This window comes from Dyella kyungheensis (assembly GCF_016905005.1).
In the GTDB taxonomy this organism is placed as follows: Bacteria; Pseudomonadota; Gammaproteobacteria; order Xanthomonadales; family Rhodanobacteraceae; genus Dyella; species Dyella kyungheensis.
In genome coordinates this window covers 1,041,586-1,063,648 of record NZ_JADIKC010000003.1, presented here as the reverse complement: position 1 = coordinate 1,063,648, position 22,063 = coordinate 1,041,586, and the positions used below count along the sequence as shown (strand labels likewise).

Genomic DNA, 22,063 nt, shown 5'->3' with positions numbered 1-22,063 from the left:
CGCCCCATGTCACTCCATCGAAGGTCAGACGACTCATGCGGAAACTGCTTGCTCTCCAGATCGCGCTGCTACTCGGCAGTACGCTTCCCGCTCACGCATTCGCGGCACCGGCCACCGCCACCACGCCCGCCATCGCTGCCATGCCGCTCAACCAGGCGCTGGACCAGTTCTCGCGCAGCACCGGCCTGCAGGTGGTCTACAGCCCCGAGCTTGCCGATCACCTGCGCAGCAGCGGCGCTGCCGCCGGCCTCGAGCCGAAGCAGCAGCTGACGCAACTGCTCAAGGGCACGGGACTGGGCTATCGCTTCGTCACGCCGAGCACGGTCACCATCGTGCGAGACCCCAACGAGGGAAAGGCCATAGCCGCGGACGCTGATGCGTCGCGCGGCCTGGCGCCGATCAACAGCAACGATGGCACGCGCGAGCTGGCGCCGATCAGCGTGCACGCCAACGCGGTGGATACGCTCGCGCCCAGCGCAGCGCCGTTGGATGCCACGCAGCCGACCTCGGTGATCGACGAGCGCTTCATCCGCGACGGCCTGCGCTTCAACGCCAACTTCGACGACATCATCAAGTACGCGCCCAGCGTGACCGTGACCTCGCCGGAAGGTCCGGGCCTGGGCAAGAACGAAGGCATCAGCATCCGCGGCTTCCAGGACGGCCAGTTCAACATCACCTTCGACGGCATCCCGTTCGGCGACGCCAGCGACCTGCACCACACCACCTCGGCCTACTTCAACAACCACGTGCTTGGCCAGGCGGAAATCGACCGCGGCCCGGGCGGCGGCTCGACCATCGGCAACGCCACCTTCGGCGGCACCGTGGGCCTGCGCTCGCGCGATCCGAGCGACGTGCCCGGCATCACGCCTTACCTCACCATCGGCAGCTGGAACACGCGCGCCGGCGGCGTGAGTGCGGACGAGCAGCTGGGTGAGCACACCAAGTTGTTCGCGGACGTGTCGAAGGAATCCAGCGATACGTATCTGAAGGGCACCGACGACAAGCGCGAGCACATCTTCGTCAAGACGATCACCGAACTCGGCGCCGATACGCTGCTGACCTTCGTGACCAGCTACAACCGCGAACACCAGAACACCGTGCAGGGCGCGACCAAGGACGAGATCGCCGAGTTCGGCTGGCGCTACGGCCTCACCAACGATCCCACGCTGCAGTCCTACCAGGGCTACAACAACGCGGCGTACTACTCCAGCTTCACCTATGTCGGCATCACCAGCCGCCTCGGCGACTGGGACGTGGACAACAAGGTCTACCTCAACACCTTCGACCACTGGGCGCGCAAGACCAGCGATGCCAGCGACAACGATCCGGCTGACAACGGCGTGACGTTCTACGACGCCAAGGGCAAGAAGTTGAACAAGGTGGCGGACGACGTGCCGGGCAAGCTGTCCGACTCGGGCTTCCACGCCTTCGGCGACGTGCTGCGCCTGGCGCGCGACCTCGGCCCCGGTTCATTGCAGACCGGCGTGTGGCTGGAACGCAGCCTGGACGCGCGCTACCAGTACCCGATCGACGAAACCACCGGCCAGCCCAGCGGCACCAAGTACGGCCCGCTCTACAACTACGTGCTGGACGACCGCACCGACACCGTGCAGCCCTACCTGCAGTACGACTGGAACATCACTGACCGCTTCACGCTGAGCCCCGGCGTGCGCTATTCGGAAGTGACGCGCCAGCTCGATGCGCCGCTCAACAAGGTCTCGCCGCCGGTGCCCTCGTACGCCGAGGCGACCTATCACTCCACCCTGCCTTCGCTGAGCGCGCACGAAAAGATCAGCGACGAGTGGAGCGCGTATGCACAAGTCGCCAAGGGTTTCCTCGCGCCACCGATCGACGTGATCGAAGTGAATGGCTCCAAGAGCCTGAAGCCGGAGCAGACCACCAACTATCAGCTCGGCACGGCGTTCGCCACGCGTGAATTCACCTTCGGCGCCGACGTCTACTACATCGACTTCTCCAACTATCTCGCCACCACCGAAGTGGCCACCGCCAACGGCAACGAGAGCACCTACATCAATGCCGGCGGCGCCATCTACAAGGGTGCGGAAGCGGAAGCCACCTACGCGCTCACGCAGACGCTGAGCCTGTACGGCAATGCCAGCTACAACAAGGCCAACTACAAGAACACCGACGTGCAGGTGGCCGCGACGCCGAAAGTCACCGCCGCGCTCGGCCTGCTCTACAGCAGCCCGCTGGGTTACTTCGGTTCGCTGATGGGCAAGTTCGCCGGCGAGCAGTACGGCCTGGACAACGTGACCGACGACAACGGCAACACGGTGTTCCAGAACGGCCAGCGCATCGGCGGTTACTTCACCACCGACGCCGCCTTCGGCTATCGCGCGGCATCCGGTCCGTGGGGCGCCAAGGGCTACTCGGTGAGCGTGGACGTCAACAACCTGTTCAACGTGCACAAGATCACCGCTTATGCGGGCACCCAGGCCGTCAGCGGTGCGCCGTTGTTCTTCGGCTTGCCGGGACGCGGTATCTTCCTCGACCTGTCGGTGAAGCTGTGAGGCGCGCGATGCACATGAAACACACGCTGCTGCGTGCGTGCCTGTTCGCTGCCACGCTGGCCGCGTGGCCGGTGCTGGCGCAGAGCGAGGAGGTAGCGGCGCGCGTGATCGTGCTCCGCCACGGCGTGCGCTCGCCCACCAGTTCGCCCGATGAACTCGCGCCCTACGCCAATCGTCCGTGGACCCACTGGCCCGTCGCGCCCGGCGTGCTCACCGAGCACGGCGCGCAGGGCATCACGGCGCTGGGCCAGCGCATCCAGCGCATGCTGGTGGCCGATGGTCTCGGGCACGGCCAGTGCGACGATCCCTGGCTGGTGATTGCCGACAGCACGCCGCGCAACCGCGCCAGTGGCGCCGCGTTGGTCAAGGGTCTGCAGCCCTCGTGCGAGGCGGGCTATGTAGCCTTGGAAGCGAAGCAGAACAACAACCTGTTTCACTTTGCCGACAAGTCCGACGCCAAGGACGAGGATGCAGCGGTCACGCCGCCGAATTGGCCGCCCTCCGCGCTGGCCGAGTTGCAGTCGTTGCTGTTGGGTTGCAGCGGCGATGCCTGCCTGCAGGACGCAAGCAAGCAAGGCCGCAAGCTGTTGCTCGATCCTGCGCACGACGATGACGCCGCGCACGCGAAAGCGCTCAAGAGCGCAGGCAGCCTCAGCGAGAACCTGATGCTGGAATACGCGCAGGCGTTTCCCCCGGCGCAGGTGGCCTGGGGCAAGGGCGATGCGGCCACCATCGGACGCATCATCACGCTGCACAACCTGCAGTTCGCACTGTCCAAGAAGAGCATGCCGGCTGGGGCCAAGGCGTCGTCCAACCTGGTCGCGCACATCATGGCCACGCTGCAGCAATCGGCGGGCGTCACGAGTGCGGTAGCCCCGCTGGCGACCGCGAAGACGCGTACCGTGCTGCTGGTGGGACACGACACCAACCTCGCCAACCTGGCCGGCGTGTTCGACCTCGACTGGCACGACGCACGCCAGCCCGACGACTACCCGCCCGGCGGCGCCCTGGTGTTCGACCTGCTCAAGCGCAAGGACGGCTACGCCGTGCGCGTATCCAGTTGGATGCCCACGCTGGCGGCGTTGCGCCAGGCTGATTTCAGCAAGGACGCCGCGCTGGTGCGTCATACCCTGCCGTTGGCGCCCTGCCACGGCCAGGACAGCTGCCCGCTCGCCACGGTCGCCAGCTGGCTGGATGGTCGACTGGACCGTGGATCGATCGACCCGGCCATCCCCGCGATGCCGCTCAACCGACCCTGAACGGAAGGCCGCCGCCGCGAGTCGGCGGCCTAAACCATCGCGCATCGACCCGCATCAGAGCGACGGTATGCGCGCCGCACCGGTCGCGCCCCGATCCGTCGAGGCAAGCATGAAAGTCGTGTCGATCGTGCTGTGGTGCGTGGTTGGACTGTGGATGGCACCTGCCCTGGCTCAACCCGTGCCAGGCAACATGAACGTCCAGTGGGACGCCGGTTCCACCGATTGCCAGGCCCATCCGCAGCGGCGGCTGCAGGTGCATCGATACAACCAAAGCACCTATATCCTGCGCGAAAGCCTTTGCCAGACCTACGAAGGCCCGTTCATCTACCTGCTGATCGGCTCGTCCCGCGCCCTGCTCATCGATACGGGCGACGTCGCGGACGCCACCCAGATGCCGCTGGCATCGACGGTGCTCGGATTGCTTCCGGTGGTGAACGGTCAACGGCTTCCGCTGCTTATTGTTCACACGCATGGACATCTCGATCACCGCTCCGGCGACACCCAGTTCGCCGCCGCGCCGAACGTCACCATCCTCGGCACCGACCTGGCGCACGTGATCGACGGCTTCGGTTTCCGCCAGTGGCCCGAGGACATCGCGCATATCGATCTGGGCGGCCGCACGGTCGACGTGATTCCGACGCCGGGCCATTACCCGTCGCACGTCTCCTTCTACGACGGCAACAGCGGTCTCGCCTTCACCGGCGATTTCTTCCTGCCCGGCCGCCTGATCATCGATGACACCGCCGCCGACCGTGCCAGCGCCGTGCGCATCAACGACTTCCTGCGCGACCGGCCGGTGACGTATGTACTGGGCGGACACATCGAGCTGAACAAACGCGGCCAGGTGGAGCCGCAGGGATCGAACTGGCATCCGGACGAAGCGCCGCTGCCGCTGGGCAAGGACGATCTGGCGCAACTGCCGCAGGTGCTGGCCGGCTTCAATGGTTTCTACAGCCAGTCCGGCCGCTTCGTCATGTACAGCCAGGCGCGCATGCTGCAGGTGATCAGCGCGGCGGGAATTCTTCTCTTAATCGTCATCGCGCTCTCCTTACGCTGGTGGTTCAAACGTCGGCGTCACGCCCACGCCGGCCACCCCTGAACATCCTTTCCCGGAGCGCATCATGCGTCCTTCGCTCCCCGCAACGATGCTGGAAATCCAGATCACCGCACCCGGCCCCGCGGATGTGCTGAAACCGCGCCATGTCGCGCTGCCCACGCCGAACGCCGGCGAGGTGCTGATTCATGTACGTGCGGCCGGCGTCAATCGCCCCGATGTGCTGCAGCGCGAAGGCCACTATCCGATTCCGCCCGGCGCCAATCCCACGCCCGGACTCGAAGTGGCCGGCACCGTGGCCGCCATCGGCGAGGGCGTCACTACGCACGCGGTGGGCGATGACGTTTGCGCGCTCACCAACGGCGGCGGTTACGCCCAGTACTGCGTGGTGCCCGAGGGACAGGTGTTGCAGATACCGCGCGGCGTATCGATGGCGCAGGCTGCCGCCATTCCGGAAACGTTCTTCACCGTGTGGGCCAATCTGTTTCTGATGGGACGTGCGCGCCGCGGCGAAGTGGCCTTGATTCACGGCGGTACCAGCGGCATCGGCACCACCGCGCTCATGCTGTGCCGCGAGTTGGGCGTGCGCGCCTTCGCCACGGCCGGCGGCACGGAAAAATGCGAGGCGATCCGCGAACTCGGCGCCGAGCCGATCAACTACCGGCAGGAATCGTTCGTGGAAGTGGTGCTGGCACGCACCGAAGGACGCGGCGCGGATGTGATCCTGGACATCATGGGCGCCGCCTATTTCGCCGACAACCTCGCCACGCTGGCACGCGACGGCCGCCTGCTGCTGATCGGTTTTCTTGGCGGCGCCGTGGCCGAGCGCGTGAACCTGCAAACCATCATGGCCAAGCGCGCCACCGTCACCGGCTCGGCCATGCGGCCGCGCTCCACGCAAGAAAAGGCGGCCATTGCCGCCTCGTTGAGGGAACACGTGTGGCCGGTGCTGGCGCAAGGCCGCTGCCTGCCGATGATCCACGCCACCTACCCGCTTGCTCGCGCCGCGGACGCCCACCGCGAAATGGAGAGCAGCCAGCACATCGGCAAGATCGTGCTGGAGGTGTAGCGCCTAGTAGGCTGCCACGGCCTCGTGCGCCGACGGTAGCGGCGTATGGCCGTGCGCGGTTTCCAGCCAGTCGTCCATCTGGCGACGGGCTTCGCGGATCTGCAGTTCGCCCGTCGGATGCCGACGCAACTGCGCGCGCAGCAGCTCGATCTCCTGCTGGAGCAACGCGTTCTGCTCGATCAGTTCGTCGCAGGCGCGGGATAGCAGGTCGTTGTCGCGATCCCATTCCATAAAGGCACCGCCATATCCCGATGGGAAGTCAACGTTGCCTCCGACGCCGTTAACGCGTCGTGACACTTTGGATAAGACTTTTGCGCCCTCTTGACGGGCCTCGGGCGTACCCTCGCGGCATGGCCATTTCTCGCGCCCAACTCGAGCAGATGCTCGACGCACTGGACGAATCGGTGCCTCGCCTGGTGCGTAACAAATCTGTTCCAGGCGAGTTCTGGAGCAGTTTCATGAGCATGGCCCAGGCCATCCAGGACCGCACCCCACCCGACCAGCGCAGCTGGGTCTGCGACTGCCTGGATGCCATCCAGGTCAAACATCACCTGGTGCCGCCGGCCGACCAGATCTGATCCGACAGGCGTCGTCGTGTCCTCCCACTCGTCATCCCGGCGCAGGCCGGGATCCAGTAGCGGTGCGAACGGTTTCTGCGCAGAAACCCAATGGCGGTTTACGCGACAACCGAACGTTGCCGCCACTGGATCCCGGCCTGCGCCGGGATGACGAGCCATTCAATTGCAGATCAGCACCGGCGTATTGCAGCACCCCATCACCTTGTGCGGCACGCTACCCAGCAGCACACGCTCCAGTCCTTCGGATCCCCGCGCTCGCATGACGATCAGATCGCAATGGTGTTTCGCCGAAGCGCCCACGATCGCCGCATAGGGCCGCAGGTCGAACACGTATTCCGTTTCGCAGGGCACGTTCACTGCGTTGGCGCGTTTGACCACCTCATCGAGATAGGCCTGCGCAGTCGCCTTGGCGACCTCGCTGTGGCAGGCGCTGTGCTGCAGCAGCTCCGACATGAAAGACACCGTGGACAGCGGCGGCATCACATGCACGGCAAACACTTTTGCTTCCAGCTTGGCCGCCAGCGCAATGCCGACCTCCACCGCCTTCAGCGCACGCTCGGAACCGTCCACCGGCAGAAGAATGTTCTTGAACATCGCCTGGCCTCCTTTGGATTCCTGCCACCAGTCTAGTCCTGTGGCGTGCCGGTGGCGTGCAGGAAAACCGGGGCGCAGGCATCCACCGTGCGGCGGATTGACGCCAGCCTGCTGCGCCCCCCGGCATCGGCCTATGCTTGGCTTGCCCATCTCTCTTCCGCCGCCTGCGCGGCTACTGCGAGGAAGCCATGTTCAAACACATCCTCATCCCCGTCGACGGATCCGAACTGTCGCTGCGCGCCGCCCAGGTGGGCATCGAACAGGCCAGGCTGACCCAGGGCACCGTCACCGCCCTGCACGTGATTTCACCGTTCCAGACCATCTCGTACATGGGCGCCATCCTGGCCGCCACCGAGTTCGCCTATAACGAGGAAGCCAAGAACAACGCCCAGCGCTATCTCGACCAGGTCAAGGCACTGGCCGACGCCGCAGGCATACCGTTCGAAGGCGTGGCCGAATTCGGCGACGAGCCCTACGACACCATCGTGCGCACCTGCAAGGACAAGCACGCCGATCTCATCGTGATGGGCTCCAACGGATGGCGCGGCATGACCCGCCTGCTGCTCGGCAGCGAAACCCACAAAGTCCTGCTCCGCGCCGACGTCCCCGTCCTGGTCTGCCACTAAAACGGACGCGCTCCCACATTCAAAGACACCTGTGGGAGCGCACCCTGTGCGCGACAAACGCCTCAACACCCCTCAAAGCCTCAACTTCACATCCCCCACAAACACCCGCTGCGGAAGGGCCTTGCTACACGCCTACGTACCGGTGCTTGTCTGTCACCAGAAACCCGTGCGCCCCTCCTGTGGGAGCGCACTTGTGCGCGACAAACCTCTCAAGCCCCCTCAGGACATCACACCCGCCACCCCTCAAAGACTCAACTTCACATCCGCCACAAACGTCCGCTGCGGAAACGGGTGATACAGGTAGTACTTCTCGTTGGTGAAGTTGTCGATACCAAACGACGCCGCCAGATGCTGGTTGATCTGATAGTGCGCCCGCACATCGAACACCGTGAACTTGTCGAACGCACCGAACACATTCGGCGTGTTGTCCGAGTTGTCGAGCGTGGAGTATTGCCGCCCGCTGTAGCGCCCGGCCAGCGTGAACGCCCACTGCGCATCGGGCCGATACGTCGCCACCACCGTGGCACGCCAACGCGGCACATACGGCGCATGCTTGCCTTGCGACGTCGTGCCCGTGGTACTGACGAAGCTGTCGTTCGACAGGATGGTGGAATCGACGAACGTCACGCTCCCCGATAGCTCCAATCCCTTCACCAGCACGTTGTCCTTCTGCGCCACCAGCTCGATGCCGCGATTGCGCAACTCACCCACGTTCATCACGTAAGCCACCGGCACGGCCACGTTGGGCAACGTCGACGTTTGCGAAATCAGCGCATCCTTGGTGTTCTCCTGGAACAGCGACACGCGCAGCATGCCCTGGTCGATGGCGTGCTCCACGGCCAGCTCGCCGCTGCGCGCGGTTTCCGGTTTCAGATCGGGATTGGGCACGCTATAGGTAGAGCCGGTGGAAACCAGTTGGTAAAGCTCGCCCACCGTCGGGAAGCGAATCGCCTTGGCCAGCGACCCGGTGATGCGCCAGTTGGCCGCCACGTTCCACTGCAATGTGGCCTTGGGCGAGAAGCCATCGGCTTTCTCCTGCGGCTGCTGCACGGCCGTCTTGCCGCTGAAGTTGTAGCCGTCACTGGCTTTCCACCATTCGTAGCGACCGCCCAGCGTGAGCATCCAATCGGGCGCGAAGCACCATTGATCCTGCAGCCACAGCGCCTGCGTCTGCGTCTTGCCGCGGCCGCTGGAGAACAGCGTGGTGACGCTGGACGGATCCTGCCAGTCGACGAGATTGGTGGTGGGATTCGCCAGCTCATACTGGTCGGCATGCGCACCGATGGACACCTCCTGGCCGCCGTCATAGCCAAGCGGACGCCAGATGCCGGTGACATCGGCCGTCGACCACTGCGTGCCACCGTAGCTCGCCAGTCGGCCGTTGGTGGTCACGCCGGTGCCGCTGGTGACGCCGGCCGGCTGCCACTGGTTGTCCTTGAGAAAGGCGTAGTGCGTGACCACGAACGACGCGTCGTAGTTGCCCTGCGTATCCGACTTCACCGACAAGCCCTGCATCAGGTGATGCGCGCTCAGCTGATAGGTATTGCTGGCGAAGCCGGCGACCTTGCCGTAGGTCGGATCGCCACTCGCATCGGTGAGATACGAATCGGTGCGCGACTGGCCGTGATTGCTCCAGTAACCCACCAGATAGCTCGCCTTCCACTGCGGCGCGATGTCGTACGTCAGCTCGCCATTGAGATCGAGCATGCGCGTATGCAGCAACCCGCCCGCGCCGTACACATTGGCCACCTGACCCATCTTGTTCAACGCGGGAACGGTGCCACTGGTACCGGCAGGCATGGTGGTGCCGGTGATCATCGACAGCGGCTGGCTGAAGCTGTTCATCGCACTGGCGCCGAAGAACCAGCCCAGCTTGCCGCTGCGTCCGCCTGCGGTGAGGCTGGTCTGGCTGGTGCTGAAATTGTCGTGCGTGCCGTACAGGTCGAACGACTGCACCGCCTCGGTCTGCTTGATCGTCACCTCGGTCTTGTCGGGCATGCGCGTGACGATGTGCATCACGCCGCCCATCGAGTTGCCCGCATACGCCGCCGAGAACGGCCCGTACATCATGTCGATATGGTCGATCGCTTCCGGCGAGGTGATGCCCCAGCGCGGCGCGCCGATGGTGTTGTTGTTCGCGATCAGTGCGGAGATCGGAATATCGTCGACATACACCAGCGTGCGCGCACTGGAATTCAAACCCCAGGTGCGCGTGGCCAGCACCGGCTGGGTGTCGCCGTAATTGCGCTTGCGGATGAACACGCTCGGCAGGTATTTCGCCGCGTCTTCCACATCCACCGCATTGATGGTGGCCTCCACCCGCTCGGACGGCACCGACGCCAGCGTGGCGGGAAAACCCGGCGCCGCCAGTTTCTGCGCAGCCGCGGTGACCTTCACCGCGCCGAGGCTGGTGACATCGCTTTCCGGAATGGGCGCGTCCGGCTGGACGCTGGAGCCGTCGTTCGCCCAGGCGATGGACGAAGCAAGCAACGTGAGCGGCAATCCAAGTGCCGCCCCGCGCAGGAGAGAAAAGCGCATGACATGAATCCGTTTTGCTCAGCGCCGCCAGGCGGCGCATGACTGGGGAACGGGCAGCACAGGAACGTAGACACCGTCGCGCGTTCCCGCACGACGCGTGTCGTCCCCTGTGGTTGCCGTCGATGTGGGCGGGCGCGCGATGCAGGCGCCCACCATCAAGCCGTCATCCCAAAACGATGGACGGCGGTCCCCGCGGATCGGCGCTGAGCAAAGGCTGCGCGTGCCAAGCCACGCTCGTGCGCGCCATCGGCGCCACGGCCGGCAAAGGTGCTGCCAGAAGAAGTGCAACCACCGCGCCGGACAGCAGCGGCGTATGGGCCAGCATCACGCAGTAGCCGCACTGGTCCATGTGCTGGGCCGGGTCGCCCGGCGTATCCGGCATCCCGGGCATTCCCGCCATGTGGACCATGCCGGCCATGTCTGCCATACCGTCCATGCCAGGCATGGCGGCATGGTCCATGCCGGCGCTGTGCCCCGCATGGACACCCCTGTCCATCGACGCCAGCGCGGGAAGCACGCGGGACACCGTGGGCGCGGCCACCAGCAGCCACATGGCGGCGACTGCCAACCATGCCACTACACGCCGTGATGTCCTGCGCCGAATCAAACTGCTTCCCAACCCTTGAGTAGGCTCCAGAGATGATCGCATGGAGCGCCGTCGATGGCACGCCAAAAAGGCTGCGGCGTGGCGTCACGTGGTGCTGCGCTGTCGATCCATACCGGTGCCCGGCTGCCTTTATTCCCTGCGATGCCGCCGCGAAGCGAGCGGGCACCCACAGGGCCTACACGCCGACAGACTGAGCCGACCTCGCCCACTGCCGTCGCAAGCCTTCGCGATGTCGTTTCCCCCAGCAGGCACCCGGGCAGCGAACTGCGCCACGCCTCACGAATATCAAGCCGACGTGCACGGTGAAGCCCTACAGCCCGCCGTAACCTGCTTTGTTACGTTTCGACACGCCGTTCGCGTGATGCCTGTCGGGGAGCCGCGAACGGTCATGGCATAGCGCCGTGATAGCGCGGGCCGCGTGGGCTGGCACCCACTGCGACCCGCTCACCATCAACAACTAACCAAGGAAGTTGATCATGGCTGCGCCCGATCATACGGCACGCATTCGTCCTTCTTTTCCCATGGATGGCGCCCTCGCCGCCCCTCTCGACCGCTTGCGTGTCGCAGACGGGGCGCAGTTCACCTTGCATCCACTCGCTCCGCGAGAAGGCATCGCGCAGGTGGCCGATACCCTCGCCAGGCTGCTTGCCGATAGCGAATCCTGCCTGCGCGCGCAGCACCTGGGATGGCCCACGGAGCCCGCCCGATGGCCGTTTGGCGCGATCTACGCCGAGAGCATCGGAGCGGCGGTCCACTACCTGCGCCAGTACGCGGGAATGCTCGGCCGCGAGCTGGAGTGAACGCTTCGGCGGCGGCCCGCCAGGCCGCCACCGGAAGATCACCGACAAAACCAATGGATATTCACCGACACGGAGGGCTGTAGTCGCCTAGGCCGCTCTGCCACCGTGTCCGACAGGAAAAGCATCCCATGTGCCTCACCGAACTGGACCCACGTCTGGACGTCGATCCCGACACGCCACTACGCCGCCCCGGCGATGTGCTGCTGCAGGACTACATGCTGCCGCGCGGCCTCAGCGCCGCCCAACTCGGCCGCCGCACCGGGGTGCGGGCCAGCCATCTCAAGGGCATCACCCTGGGCACCCGGCGCATCACGCCGGAGATCGCCCTGCGACTGGCCTGCGCGCTCGAACCCACCGCGTTCTACTGGATGGCCTTGCAGCTGCGATTTGACCTCGAACGAACCCACCGGCTGCTGACTACGCGACGCGCCGGCCCACCGCCGGGCAGTGAATAACCGTCACGCCTTGCGCTTGGCGGCTTTCTTCACCGCCTTCTTCGTCGCTGTCTTGGTAGCCGTCTTGCGCGGGCTCTTGCTGGCCGTTTTCGCGGCCGTCTTGCGCGATGCCGGCGCAGGCTTCTTCCCCTTGGCCTGGTTGTAGGCAATGGCCGCCTTCACCAGCTTCTTCAGCGCGGTCTTGTTGACCTTGTCGCCTTCGAGCAGATCGATCGCGCGCCACGTGCTGCCGCCCAGGCCGTTGTTGAACAGCTTGTCCGGATCATCCAGTTTCGCGCCGTGAGAGAAGGTCACCTTCACCTTCTCCTTGTGCGCATTGGCCACCGCGATGATGCCGTCGCGATACCAGGTGGGGCTGCCCATCCACTTCCATTCCTCGACCATTTCCTTGTCGGCATCGAGGAAGGCCTTGCGCACATCGGCCAGCGTCTTGCCGCGCCAGTCGTCGATGCCGGCGATCAGATCGTCGATGCGTTCGGATGGATTCATGGTTGCCTCCCGGTCGTGGTGTTTGATCGAGTGTCAGGCCAGTGCGTGTGTCGCGATGTGAAGCCCGGTCGCATCGCTTCCGGGCTTCACGGCATTCAGCGCAGCTGCTGGATACGGATCATGTTGCCGGCAGGATCGCGCACCGCGCAATCGCGAACGCCGTACGGCTGGTCCGTCGGCTCCTGCACGATGTCCGCATCGCTCGCCTGCAGCTTCTCGAAGGTGCCGGCCAGATCGTGCGTCGCCAGCAGGATGATGCCGAACGTGCCCTTGGCCATCATCTCGGCAATGGTACGGCGCTCGTCATCGGTAATGCCCGGGCTCGCCTCCGGCGGATACAGCACGACATTGATGCCCGGCTGCCCCGCGGGCCCCACCGTGATCCAGCGCTTGCCGCCGTAACCCACGTCGTTGCGCACCTCGAAGCCCAGCGTGTCGCGATAGAAGGCCAGCGCCGCGTCCGGGTCGTTCTGCGGCAGAAAGCTCGAGTGAATCGTGATGTCCATGGCGTTCCTTTCTGTGGTGGTGAAATCCATGAACTCAGTCTAGATCGCCCTCACCCACCGATACTTCTCGATTCCTGATCGGTCGCGTCACCTGCTTGGCCACGCACGAAGGAATACCTGCCGTGGCCTGTGCTTCCTTCCGCTTATAGACACCCGGCGACATTCCCACCAATTCCGTGAACCGCGTGGTGAACGTCCCCAACGATGCGCACCCCACGGTGAAGCAAACGTCGGTCACGCTGAGATCGCCCCGACGCAGCAACGCCATCGCCCGCTCGATGCGGCGCGTCATCAGATAGGAATACGGGGACTCCCCATAGGCCGCCCGAAACTGGCGGCTCAGATGACCGGCGGACATGTGCACGCCCCGCGCCAACGCCTCCACATCCAGCGGCTGCGCATATTCGCGATCGATGCGATCGCGCACGCGTCGGAGGCGGGTCAGGTCGCGGAGGGTTGGGGATGGGTTGGTCACAGTCACTTCCAGATCGTGGCACGCGTGGCGCAAGCGCTCAAGACCGGTTTCGGAACAGCGACGATAGCTAATGGTATGCGCGTGCCTCTACCCAAAAGGTGCCTGGCACCGTCCTTGGCGGGGACAAAAAGCAAGGCGCGGGGCGATCAACAATCGGCCCCGCGCCTGTATGACCTGCTGCGATTCGAGACGCGTTACGGCAGCGTCAAGTGAATCGGATTCGCCTTCATCGACGAAGACAGCGACGGGAACGGATCGACGCCCGACATCGTCTTCACGTCATTCAACGAAACCACCGCGCACGTGTAGTTGGTGACATTGGTGCACAGGAACGCCGCCGCACCCACGCCCGGCTCGTACACCGCCTTCCAGGTATAAGCCGGCACGGCCACTTCATCCTTGCCGATGGTCGGCACCGAGTCCGTGGCGAACGCGGGACCGGTCACCACATACACCTCGCCGAGCTGCGTGGCGAGATTGCGCACGGAGTCTTCGATCTTCTCCCACTCGCCCGCATTCAACACATGCAGCTGCGGCACGACATTGGCCATCGAGAACGTCTCGTCCTCAGCCGCAATCGTCGACGGATCGCCCGCCGGGCTCATATGGCCACGGTCGTAACCGCTGTTCGTATAGTCCGATGACTGCGACCGATCCGCCGACGGAATACCGGTTTCCTGATGCCAGGACCCATCACGGCTGATCGAATCGGCACCGGCAATCTGCGCCGCCGTCAAATGCTCAGCCGAATACAACGGCCCCTTGGTCACACCCGACGCAAACAACACGTACTCGGTATGACAGACCTCCGTAGTACGGCTCAACAGCGAGGCATCCAACGCCGGCGCCGTACCCGAAACAAAGAAGTTCGGGCAAGCCGTACCTGCATACGACGCACCGGAAACAAAGAAACAGACCGCAAGCAGCCAAGAGCCGAAACGTGCCATGGGGTTCCCCAGATAAGTGGTGCGGGGAACCTAGTTATTGCGCATGTCAGCGCGGTGACGTGGAGGTGAGTGCAAGTAGTTGCGACGGGTCTTGTGATATCGGTCACTTCAAGCCGGAGATCGCTTCACGATCCGATACGCTCAGCACGGTGTGCCAAGCACCAGATTCACTTCACCTGACGCACATCAATCCGTTCGAAAAATCGATAATCAGATCGTGTTGATGCACATAGCTTCCCCCGATGTCGTACCGGAATGGCTTGTGCTGGCTGCTATAAACGATGCGATACGCCTGAAGCTGGGCAGGCACGCTTCCAATCTGCATCGAGTCCGTCGCTTCCGACATCTTGACTGCGTGGATGACGCCACCCACCGTTAACGTAATGGATTTTGCATTGTCTGCGCCGGTCGGCTCGCCATAGGTATGGCGGACGATACCCCATGCATTACCCGTATCCAGGAAGAAGTGGAAGTCTTTGCCGCCCACCACGCCCGATACAAGCAACAGGCTGTTGCTCCCCTCCACCCATGAGGTCATGTCGAGAGGCGTCTGGCATAGATTGCCAAAGCCTGTGGCATGACTGACCAAGGTATCGCCGTGCAAACGCACGGCACGCAAGAACTGCAGCCCGCGAATACCAAGCACAGACACCGGCGTGTCGGTGATCGTTGCGGGCATGTTCGATACGGTCACCTTGCCTACCGACAAGCTCTTTATCACGCCCAGGTCGGTAGGCACCCCCTCGCTGGTGGTCATCCATCCGTGGTGGATATCCGAGATGTTGAGAGCAGCGGCGTCGGAACGCTTGATGATGACGCCACTGGTTCCCGTGTCCAGGGCCATCTGAAGCGGATGACCGTTGATCGTTGCCTTGATGAACGGCTGAACGTCCGTGCTTACGTCTGAACTTACCCTCCATTCGATCGGGATCGAGAACTCAACTGCGTCCCGCTTTACGGCAACCGGAGGGACATCGAAATACTGCGAGAAATCCGCCACTGTCTCGAACTCACCGACGCGCAGGCTCTCTGGCGCAGCATTCATTTGTTTGGCCAGGAGCGGAACAGCGGCCTTCTTGGTGGCGTCCATCAACCTGGCCCACCCGGCGGTGTCGCCAGCCAGCAGCTTGTTACCGGCCAAGATCATTGCGCATGACCAATTGGCCGTAGAGCGGGATATCTGAGATAGGGCGCCACACTCGGAGACCGTCCTGGAAGACTCGTCCAACCGATAAAGCGAGCGCAGATAAAGCGCTTTGGCGATGACCTCCAAACCGCCTGCGGAGGTTTGGGATATCTCCAGAAGTTTTTCCTGATCCCCTCTCAAGGACGCTTCATAAGCACCCGAGTTATCCGATAGACGCACGGCATACGTCGTGCCCTGCGCTTGCGCACCGAATGCCAGGACGATTGCCATCCATCCCACTGAAAGGCTGCAACTAACCTTTGACATGTAGCGCTCCGTCAACAACGGCGATTCGATAAGGTGACCTGCGCATGTAACGGGTGGCAACGTTACGTGCGATGCATGTCAATAGGCAGTGAATCGAATTGTGTTTGCATTCCGCGTGTTTTTACGAACCATGAGAAGTTGCGTCGAGTCGGAACGCAGGAAGTTAGTTCGGTCTAACTGCTCCCGTTCATGACTTCATCTTCCAGGCCTTCAACCTGGGAACTGAACCCGCCACCTTTTTCGACCCCGTTTCCTTTCGCTTCCAATATCCAGCCACCAATGCCGGTATCCTGCGGCTTTTCGCAGAACGGAGCGCATATGTTTTCAGTCAAGCAATGGATGATGGCGGTGACGGCCGGGGTCGCTTTTACCAGCGCCGCCATGGCGGGCAACGCCCCCACTGCCAGCACCGATCTGTTTGACCGCGCGGCGGACATGGTCAAAGGTCGCCAGGCGATGTCCGCGGTAGACATCGCCTCCAGCCTGGGGAGCGGATCACAGGGCTCCTCACACGGCACTCAGACCACCTTCCCCGCCGGTACTTATATGGGTGTCAGCGTGAGTCAGATTCGCGTTGCGACGACCCAGGCCGGTGTCCCCCAGTTTGTGGAGGTCGTTACCGACCCATCGGGCTGCATTGATGCCACGCCGCTTCAGACCCGCTACACCGCAGACGGCCTGTATGACGTTCCCCTTGCACCCGCGGACCAAGTGCACCGATACCTGACGCATGAAGCTGATGGCGTCCGGATCGCGATCGGGATCTCGATGGATCCCGCGTTTTGCGCGAAGAGCTTCATCGCGGAGATCGTAACCAAGTCGCCGAAGAGCTAGAGCATGAAAAACGTGTCAGGGATAATTCTGGCTGGGCCGATCTTGCGGCCAGGGCTTTCCAATAATTGTCCCTGACACCATTTCGTTATCGCCATAGCGCCATTGCCACCACCGAACCCGCATTAACCATGTTATGCACTATCAACGATGGCCAAACGCTCCGAGTCGATAAGCGAATACACATCAAAATGCATCCCCCAAAACCGGCCAGAGCGAGCGCCTGCCAGCTGAAAGCAAAGTGCTGATCCACGAACCGTAAGCCGTGCATCAGCATGAAGGCGATCGTAGGAATGGTAAACACCAAACCGGTGTTGACTGCCCTTTGCCATCTTTCCGTCTCGTCGGCCCGGCGCAGCAGCGCAGGCATGGCTCCGCGAAAAAGGAGCTCTTCATCGGTGCCGGACAGAAGCAACATGAACGCAAAAGCGCCTGCAGAGAAGGCTTGCCTCGGCGCGTAACAATGCGCCAGGAACCAAGTGACACCCGCCATCACGAAAAAGAGGCCTGCCGTCAGGCCGATCGTTTTCGGCTGCGAAGACCTGAGGCCTATGTCACGCCATGACGCTTGGCTCTTGCACAGCCAAATGAACAATAAAGTTCCACCCACGGATGCCAGCTTCCCAACCCACAGACCTATCGGGCTTTGGAAATGTCCTCCGATAAACATTCCAAGGAACAGACTTCCAGTTTGCGCAACGATGCCTAGAAAGACGAGCGCGAGCGAGCCGTAGCTCGGCAGCACACCTTTAACTAGGCGCCGCAGCGCGGCGAGAATCAGAAAACCGGGAGTAGCGACAACTAACGAGGGGAGAATAAACGGCGGCACTGAGTCGTCCTGGAGAAGGTACCGGGCAAATGAGTTGGGGCGTCCCCGATAGAAAACGAAAAGCTGCCAGGGACAATTTCATGAATCAGTGTGCACGTTTTTGAGAGCGCGCACTGCCTTCAGGCCTAAGGGCTGGCACCGACATTAAATCGCCCTCGCGCCGTCGCGCACCGCCTCCACCAAGCGGACACCCATCTCACTGATCCCCGACAGACGATGCCAACCCTGCTTGTTACGGTCAGCCAATCATTCGCGCTGTCGTGTTGCACGGCCTCGTGAATGACCATGACCACCAGGTCATGAGGCGCGGGCCGTGAGTGCTTCAACACCCACGACCCGCTAACCATCAACAACTTTCTGAGAGTTGATCATGGCTATCTGCGATCATACGGTACGCATTCGCTCGTCCGTTCCCCCTGACGACACCCTCACTCCTCCGCCTGACGACCCGTCATCCACGGCGGCGGCATGGCCCGAAACCCTGCGTCACGGCACGCGCGGTGACGTCGCCCTGGCAGTGCTCACCCTCACGCGCTTGCGTGTCGATAGCGAGCAGTGCCGTCACGCGCAGGCGCGAGGATTCCCCGGCAGACCGCTGCTATGGCCGCTTCCCGTGGCCGTCACCGCCAGCTTGGGCACCGCCATCCACTGCCTCCAGCAGTACGCCCGCCTGCTCGGTGACGAGCCTCGAGTGAACACCACACGCCTCCGATGATCGCCGTTGCGGCGCATCGGCCGACAGGGCGATGCGCCGCACTCGGGCGATCACCGACGAAGCTGCCAAGCATTCACTGACACGGAGCGCTGTAAGCGCTTATCCGCTACGCGGTTGTGTCCGACAGGGAGGAAACCCATGGAACTGATCCAGCTCACCCCGCATTCGGAAGTAGACCCCTCGCAACCCCTGCGAGCCCCCGGCGACATCCTGCTGCACGCCTACCTGATCCCGAACGCACTCAACCCCGCGCAACTCGCTCGTCGCACCGGCATACCCGCCCACCACATCAAAGCCTTCCTCGCTGACACCCACCCCATCACCCCCAAGATCGCCCTCCGCCTTTCCCTCGCCTTCGACACCACCGCCTTCTACTGGCTTGCACTTCAGGCGCGGTACGATCTGGAAAGGACGAAGCCTGTGATCCGCGCCTATCGTCCGCTCGTTGATTGAGCGAGTTAGGGCGACACAAATCCGCGCTGGTACGAAAGCATGGGCGCCGGGAGCGCTAGTGATCGATCGAAGAAGCTGCCAGGAGCAATTTCCGGAGGCGCTTGCCGCTTTCAAATTCTCAAAAAAGTGCCAGGAACAATTTGGGCTCCCGAAGATTATCCCTGAAAACTCTTGTCTCCGCCTCCTGCGCCTGGCGGTATGTTGGACGGTTTCAACATCGCCTAGCGACAGGAGGCACCATTCTTCGAGGATGGGTGAAGTACGATTCGGGAGAGAAGATATCAGGAATGATTTAGGCAGCGTCGACCGTACGACTAGAGCCCCTTCAAATGGCCCCTGACACAATTCTCTTACGGCCAGTCGATTGACTGCCAGTTGAGTGCTCGTTCAAGCCGGCCTCATCGCTGCGGTGCCGAACCATCCATTGATCTATCCGCGCCAACAACATTCTGAGGGGCCCAAAATGTCGACCGTTTGCAAGAATGGGGATCTCGTCGACAGAGGCTTGGCCGAGTAGCGACGCAAATGCAAATAGGAGAAGGATCAAAGCTAAGCAGGCGTATTTGATCGCGAACTTAGCGTCGAACCCATGCCACCCCTGGCCTGAGCCGAAGCTATCAACGACCAGCAGGACACCTGCTGTGATCGCAAAAGATTTGGCCATGCCCCACGTGAAGACGCTCACCCAAAAGGACACGAACCGTGGGCGAGAGGCGCAACCAAAGAGGCCGCTGAGCACGTAGCTCAGACATTGGGGGCCAACCACGAGCAAAACCAATGCCGATAGAACGTAGAAATCGGCTTGCAGATCCATCGAGAAGTTCATGGTGGCCACAACCCACTTTCCAGTCTCGTTTCCCGGATTTCCCATCGCGTCCATAGCACCAACGGCACGCGCCCATCGCAGCCCGATGAAGGCCGCACAGAACGAAAGGGAGAACAGATACCAAATGATGTGGACCGACGATGCGTATTTGCCTCTGACCTGCGTGACCATGAAACAAATGCCACCAAGGATCAGCAGCGCAAAAAAGGCACCGCCCAGGTAAATGTTCATCTCTTCCCCTTTTTAGAATGTTCTATACCGCCCTGCAGCAGCGAGCAGCCGGCCGGCCGATGGGAACACTGACCGGTCTCAGAGGCCGAGATCCGAAACTGGGACAGCTGTGGTTGTTTCGATTTAACTACCTCCGTCCCGGCTTAACGGCCCCGGTTAACGGGTCTCACCGGATGAGATCACTCCGCGCGCGCCCCCCCGCATCGCCTGCGCCGCCGGCGAGAGCTCAGGGAATGGCGAACTAGGGGCCCCACGATGTTGTTGAGCACCGCTACCGCGACGGCAGCCACGACATACGACCAGTTGGGCAAATGCACCAAGACGGATTGAACCATGCTGATCTCTTTGGCCGTAGACGGCCGTCATTGAACATGGCTTCCAATTGTAGGCATCAGACCAATCTCGGGAAGCCGCTCTGCCCGGAAAATCGCCCCCTGTTCTAGGCAGACCCTGCGGCCTGCCTAGCAGAGCGCATGTCAGCCCCTCGAGGGCGGCTTCAAGCCTTTCAGCCAGTCGCGAGCGGTTCGCCAAGTCACGCCCACCTCCTCGGACAAATGCGATGCGGCTGCGTCTTTGCTCGAATAAGAGCCTGTTTTATATAGCGCGATGGCTCGAGCCCGCCGGTCGTGATTGGCGGCATGGCGCACACGCGCTGCAGTTTGGGCTCGCATCTCATGTACCGCGTGCCAACCCCGATAGTGTCCAGAACTTTCCAAAAGAGTCGCAGCGTCTGCAAGTAAGGCCATACCGCGCTCGGGTTGAGCAACTGCAGCATCAATGAAGGCTAATGACAAGGCTGCCAGAATGTCCTCCACGTCAATGCGTTTGGAGGCTTGATTCGCTGGAGCGCGCTTCTGAAACTCGCTTAGCCTCACCTCATAGTCGTATGAAGACAGCCAGTTACTGAACACATTGGCCATCGTTCCTTCTTCTGTCCGCGTGAGAAACATCGGATTGCAGATGTCGTCGCCGTTGCGGAACAGGCGTCTATCAACAGTTCCGAGCACTTTATCCGTGGCCGCATCGCTCACCCTATCCATGCGGGCATCATCAGACCAACTCTCGCCATACCAAGCCCGCAATGTTTCGAGAAGCACAACGGCATAACGGGCTCTCATGGATTCTATGCGGGCGGCCTTCAAGACTTCATTGAAGCGACCCCGACCATCGACCCCGCCTGCAAGACGAAAGGCCAAGTCCGCGGCTTCGACAATTTGAAATGGCAGGCTGGGATCGTTCGCAACCAGTTCCAGTCCTCCACTCCGACTCACGCAAATGCGAAACGACCTCAGCTTCGCAGTCCCACGCGGTTTGAGTCCAAGCGCCAGCGCATCGATCGCCGCAAAGTCCCTACCTATCTTAGACTCAGACTCCCTGCGCATCCGCACACCTCGAAGCTCAAAGAAAGCAAGTGGTCAATCTAGATATACGCCGAGGCTCGCAGCGTCTAAGTTGAAATAGATAAGCACAGAAAGTGTTCTTCAAAAAACCAGGGGTTGATTGACTTTCCAGCTATTGATTTCGGAAAACTAGACTTCCGCCGTCCCTTTTCCAAACAATGATGGGAGTTGAGGCATGAAATCCTTAACAATCTCGCGGAACAAATCGGTCTCCCGGAAGCCCTTAAATCTCTCATCAGAAGAGTGCCTAGAATCAAGAGCATGCATCCACGCCTCCGTTAAAGCCATAAACGTGAGGCTTACCTTCCTATTCATCTGGCAAAAATGACTCAAGAAGTGGAGGCACTTCGCTCTCCCCCCCTCGCTGTATGGCGAGAATGTTGACGTGCGGGACAAGTTGTGGACTATGAAGTTGCGTCGACCAATATAGTCCCTCAAGAAATCGTCGAACGATTCGCTAACACCAATACGCTCTCGAACAATAGTAAAGAATTGCCCAAGCGTCTTCTTCGCATAGATTTGTTGAAGGTGCTCTATTGACTGAGCCATGGTAAGTCCTAGGGCGATCGAAATACATACGTGTATATTGGCCTCAGTTTCTTGCGCCTCATAGACTGCACGCCCAAGAAGAAGGAATACATCGTCCTCGCTTAGAGGCATGGTCGCATCGGCTTCCAAACTCAAATCGTAACTCCGCGAAAAAACGAGGCCAGATTGGTTTTCATTGATCTCTCAACCTATGAACTGAACCAGACTCTTCTTTCAGACTATCAGACGCCGGACCGCTCTGAGCACAT

Annotated in this window: 23 protein-coding genes; 11 read left to right on the top strand and 12 right to left on the bottom strand. The window is 62.0% G+C overall.

Annotated elements, in window-relative coordinates; translation table 11 throughout:
• The first annotated feature begins 35 nt into the window (after nucleotides 1-35).
• The 4 genes from ISP20_RS09520 (at nucleotide 36) to ISP20_RS09505 (ending at nucleotide 5,913) form a co-directional block, all read left to right on the top strand.
• Complete coding sequence (locus tag ISP20_RS09520; protein ID WP_204635786.1) at nucleotides 36-2,531, top strand: TonB-dependent receptor; 2,496 nt, start codon at nucleotides 36-38, stop codon at nucleotides 2,529-2,531.
• Between the two features lie 14 nt (nucleotides 2,532-2,545).
• Nucleotides 2,546-3,790, top strand: a complete 1,245-nt coding sequence (locus ISP20_RS09515) for a histidine-type phosphatase (RefSeq protein WP_204635785.1) — start codon at nucleotides 2,546-2,548, stop codon at nucleotides 3,788-3,790.
• A gap of 109 nt (nucleotides 3,791-3,899) precedes the next feature.
• Nucleotides 3,900-4,889, top strand: coding sequence for an MBL fold metallo-hydrolase (locus tag ISP20_RS09510; RefSeq protein ID WP_204635784.1), 990 nt, complete (start codon nucleotides 3,900-3,902; stop codon nucleotides 4,887-4,889).
• 22 nt (nucleotides 4,890-4,911) lie between these two features.
• On the top strand, nucleotides 4,912-5,913 hold the full coding sequence (locus ISP20_RS09505; RefSeq protein ID WP_204635783.1) for an NAD(P)H-quinone oxidoreductase: 1,002 nt from the start codon (nucleotides 4,912-4,914) through the stop codon (nucleotides 5,911-5,913).
• 3 nt (nucleotides 5,914-5,916) lie between these two features.
• Here ISP20_RS09505 and ISP20_RS09500 read toward each other — a convergent pair whose 3' ends face one another.
• Nucleotides 5,917-6,144, bottom strand: coding sequence for a hypothetical protein (locus ISP20_RS09500; protein WP_204635782.1), 228 nt, complete (start codon nucleotides 6,142-6,144; stop codon nucleotides 5,917-5,919).
• A 119-nt stretch (nucleotides 6,145-6,263) separates the two neighbouring features.
• Between ISP20_RS09500 and ISP20_RS09495 the strand changes: the two genes are divergently transcribed.
• Entirely contained in the window at nucleotides 6,264-6,491 is a 228-nt protein-coding gene (locus ISP20_RS09495; protein ID WP_204635781.1) for a hypothetical protein, read from the top strand.
• A gap of 159 nt (nucleotides 6,492-6,650) precedes the next feature.
• Here ISP20_RS09495 and ISP20_RS09490 read toward each other — a convergent pair whose 3' ends face one another.
• On the bottom strand, nucleotides 6,651-7,085 hold the full coding sequence (locus ISP20_RS09490) for a universal stress protein (protein ID WP_204635780.1): 435 nt from the start codon (nucleotides 7,083-7,085) through the stop codon (nucleotides 6,651-6,653).
• A gap of 188 nt (nucleotides 7,086-7,273) precedes the next feature.
• Here ISP20_RS09490 and ISP20_RS09485 point away from each other — a divergent pair, with 188 nt between their 5' ends.
• The gene (locus ISP20_RS09485) at nucleotides 7,274-7,711 is read left to right on the top strand and encodes a universal stress protein (RefSeq protein ID WP_204635779.1); all 438 of its coding nucleotides are present in this window, start codon (nucleotides 7,274-7,276) and stop codon (nucleotides 7,709-7,711) included.
• A 243-nt stretch (nucleotides 7,712-7,954) separates the two neighbouring features.
• On the opposite strand, the gene ISP20_RS09480 is transcribed toward ISP20_RS09485, so the two are convergent.
• The gene (locus tag ISP20_RS09480) at nucleotides 7,955-10,249 is read right to left on the bottom strand and encodes a TonB-dependent receptor (protein ID WP_204635778.1); all 2,295 of its coding nucleotides are present in this window, start codon (nucleotides 10,247-10,249) and stop codon (nucleotides 7,955-7,957) included.
• A 163-nt stretch (nucleotides 10,250-10,412) separates the two neighbouring features.
• Complete coding sequence (locus tag ISP20_RS09475) at nucleotides 10,413-10,898, bottom strand: DUF2946 family protein (protein ID WP_275586779.1); 486 nt, start codon at nucleotides 10,896-10,898, stop codon at nucleotides 10,413-10,415.
• 434 nt (nucleotides 10,899-11,332) lie between these two features.
• Here ISP20_RS09475 and ISP20_RS09470 point away from each other — a divergent pair, with 434 nt between their 5' ends.
• Together ISP20_RS09470 and ISP20_RS09465 are read left to right on the top strand one after the other, a co-directional pair.
• Nucleotides 11,333-11,656 (top strand): hypothetical protein, encoded by a 324-nt coding sequence (locus ISP20_RS09470; RefSeq protein WP_204635776.1) that lies wholly within the window; start codon nucleotides 11,333-11,335, stop codon nucleotides 11,654-11,656.
• A gap of 128 nt (nucleotides 11,657-11,784) precedes the next feature.
• Complete coding sequence (locus ISP20_RS09465) at nucleotides 11,785-12,111, top strand: HigA family addiction module antitoxin (RefSeq protein WP_204635775.1); 327 nt, start codon at nucleotides 11,785-11,787, stop codon at nucleotides 12,109-12,111.
• Nucleotides 12,112-12,114: 3 nt separating this feature from the next.
• Here ISP20_RS09465 and ISP20_RS09460 read toward each other — a convergent pair whose 3' ends face one another.
• The 5 genes from ISP20_RS09460 to ISP20_RS09440 all read right to left on the bottom strand — a co-directional run bounded on the left by ISP20_RS09460 (nucleotide 12,115) and on the right by ISP20_RS09440 (nucleotide 15,981).
• Entirely contained in the window at nucleotides 12,115-12,600 is a 486-nt protein-coding gene (locus ISP20_RS09460) for a DUF1801 domain-containing protein (RefSeq protein ID WP_204635774.1), read from the bottom strand.
• A gap of 95 nt (nucleotides 12,601-12,695) precedes the next feature.
• Nucleotides 12,696-13,106 carry a VOC family protein gene (locus ISP20_RS09455; RefSeq protein ID WP_204635773.1) on the bottom strand — a complete coding sequence of 137 codons (411 nt, stop codon included), beginning with the start codon at nucleotides 13,104-13,106 and terminating at the stop codon, nucleotides 12,696-12,698.
• Between the two features lie 34 nt (nucleotides 13,107-13,140).
• Nucleotides 13,141-13,581, bottom strand: a complete 441-nt coding sequence (locus tag ISP20_RS09450) for a helix-turn-helix domain-containing protein (RefSeq protein WP_204635772.1) — start codon at nucleotides 13,579-13,581, stop codon at nucleotides 13,141-13,143.
• A gap of 194 nt (nucleotides 13,582-13,775) precedes the next feature.
• Complete coding sequence (locus ISP20_RS09445) at nucleotides 13,776-14,528, bottom strand: DNA/RNA non-specific endonuclease (RefSeq protein WP_204635771.1); 753 nt, start codon at nucleotides 14,526-14,528, stop codon at nucleotides 13,776-13,778.
• 172 nt (nucleotides 14,529-14,700) lie between these two features.
• Nucleotides 14,701-15,981 (bottom strand): retropepsin-like aspartic protease, encoded by a 1,281-nt coding sequence (locus ISP20_RS09440; RefSeq protein ID WP_204635770.1) that lies wholly within the window; start codon nucleotides 15,979-15,981, stop codon nucleotides 14,701-14,703.
• A gap of 318 nt (nucleotides 15,982-16,299) precedes the next feature.
• Here ISP20_RS09440 and ISP20_RS09435 point away from each other — a divergent pair, with 318 nt between their 5' ends.
• On the top strand, nucleotides 16,300-16,815 hold the full coding sequence (locus tag ISP20_RS09435) for a hypothetical protein (RefSeq protein WP_204635769.1): 516 nt from the start codon (nucleotides 16,300-16,302) through the stop codon (nucleotides 16,813-16,815).
• Between the two features lie 85 nt (nucleotides 16,816-16,900).
• Here the strand turns inward: ISP20_RS09435 and ISP20_RS21785 are convergent, their stop codons facing one another.
• Entirely contained in the window at nucleotides 16,901-17,641 is a 741-nt protein-coding gene (locus ISP20_RS21785; protein ID WP_204635768.1) for a CPBP family glutamic-type intramembrane protease, read from the bottom strand.
• Nucleotides 17,642-18,011: 370 nt separating this feature from the next.
• Between ISP20_RS21785 and ISP20_RS09425 the strand changes: the two genes are divergently transcribed.
• Together ISP20_RS09425 and ISP20_RS09420 are read left to right on the top strand one after the other, a co-directional pair.
• On the top strand, nucleotides 18,012-18,356 hold the full coding sequence (locus ISP20_RS09425) for a hypothetical protein (protein WP_204635767.1): 345 nt from the start codon (nucleotides 18,012-18,014) through the stop codon (nucleotides 18,354-18,356).
• Between the two features lie 138 nt (nucleotides 18,357-18,494).
• Nucleotides 18,495-18,809, top strand: coding sequence for a HigA family addiction module antitoxin (locus ISP20_RS09420; RefSeq protein ID WP_204635766.1), 315 nt, complete (start codon nucleotides 18,495-18,497; stop codon nucleotides 18,807-18,809).
• 325 nt (nucleotides 18,810-19,134) lie between these two features.
• Here the strand turns inward: ISP20_RS09420 and ISP20_RS09415 are convergent, their stop codons facing one another.
• Nucleotides 19,135-19,866 carry a hypothetical protein gene (locus ISP20_RS09415; protein ID WP_204635765.1) on the bottom strand — a complete coding sequence of 244 codons (732 nt, stop codon included), beginning with the start codon at nucleotides 19,864-19,866 and terminating at the stop codon, nucleotides 19,135-19,137.
• A 476-nt stretch (nucleotides 19,867-20,342) separates the two neighbouring features.
• Nucleotides 20,343-20,984 carry a hypothetical protein gene (locus tag ISP20_RS09410; protein ID WP_204635764.1) on the bottom strand — a complete coding sequence of 214 codons (642 nt, stop codon included), beginning with the start codon at nucleotides 20,982-20,984 and terminating at the stop codon, nucleotides 20,343-20,345.
• Between the last annotated feature and the right edge of the window lie 1,079 nt (nucleotides 20,985-22,063).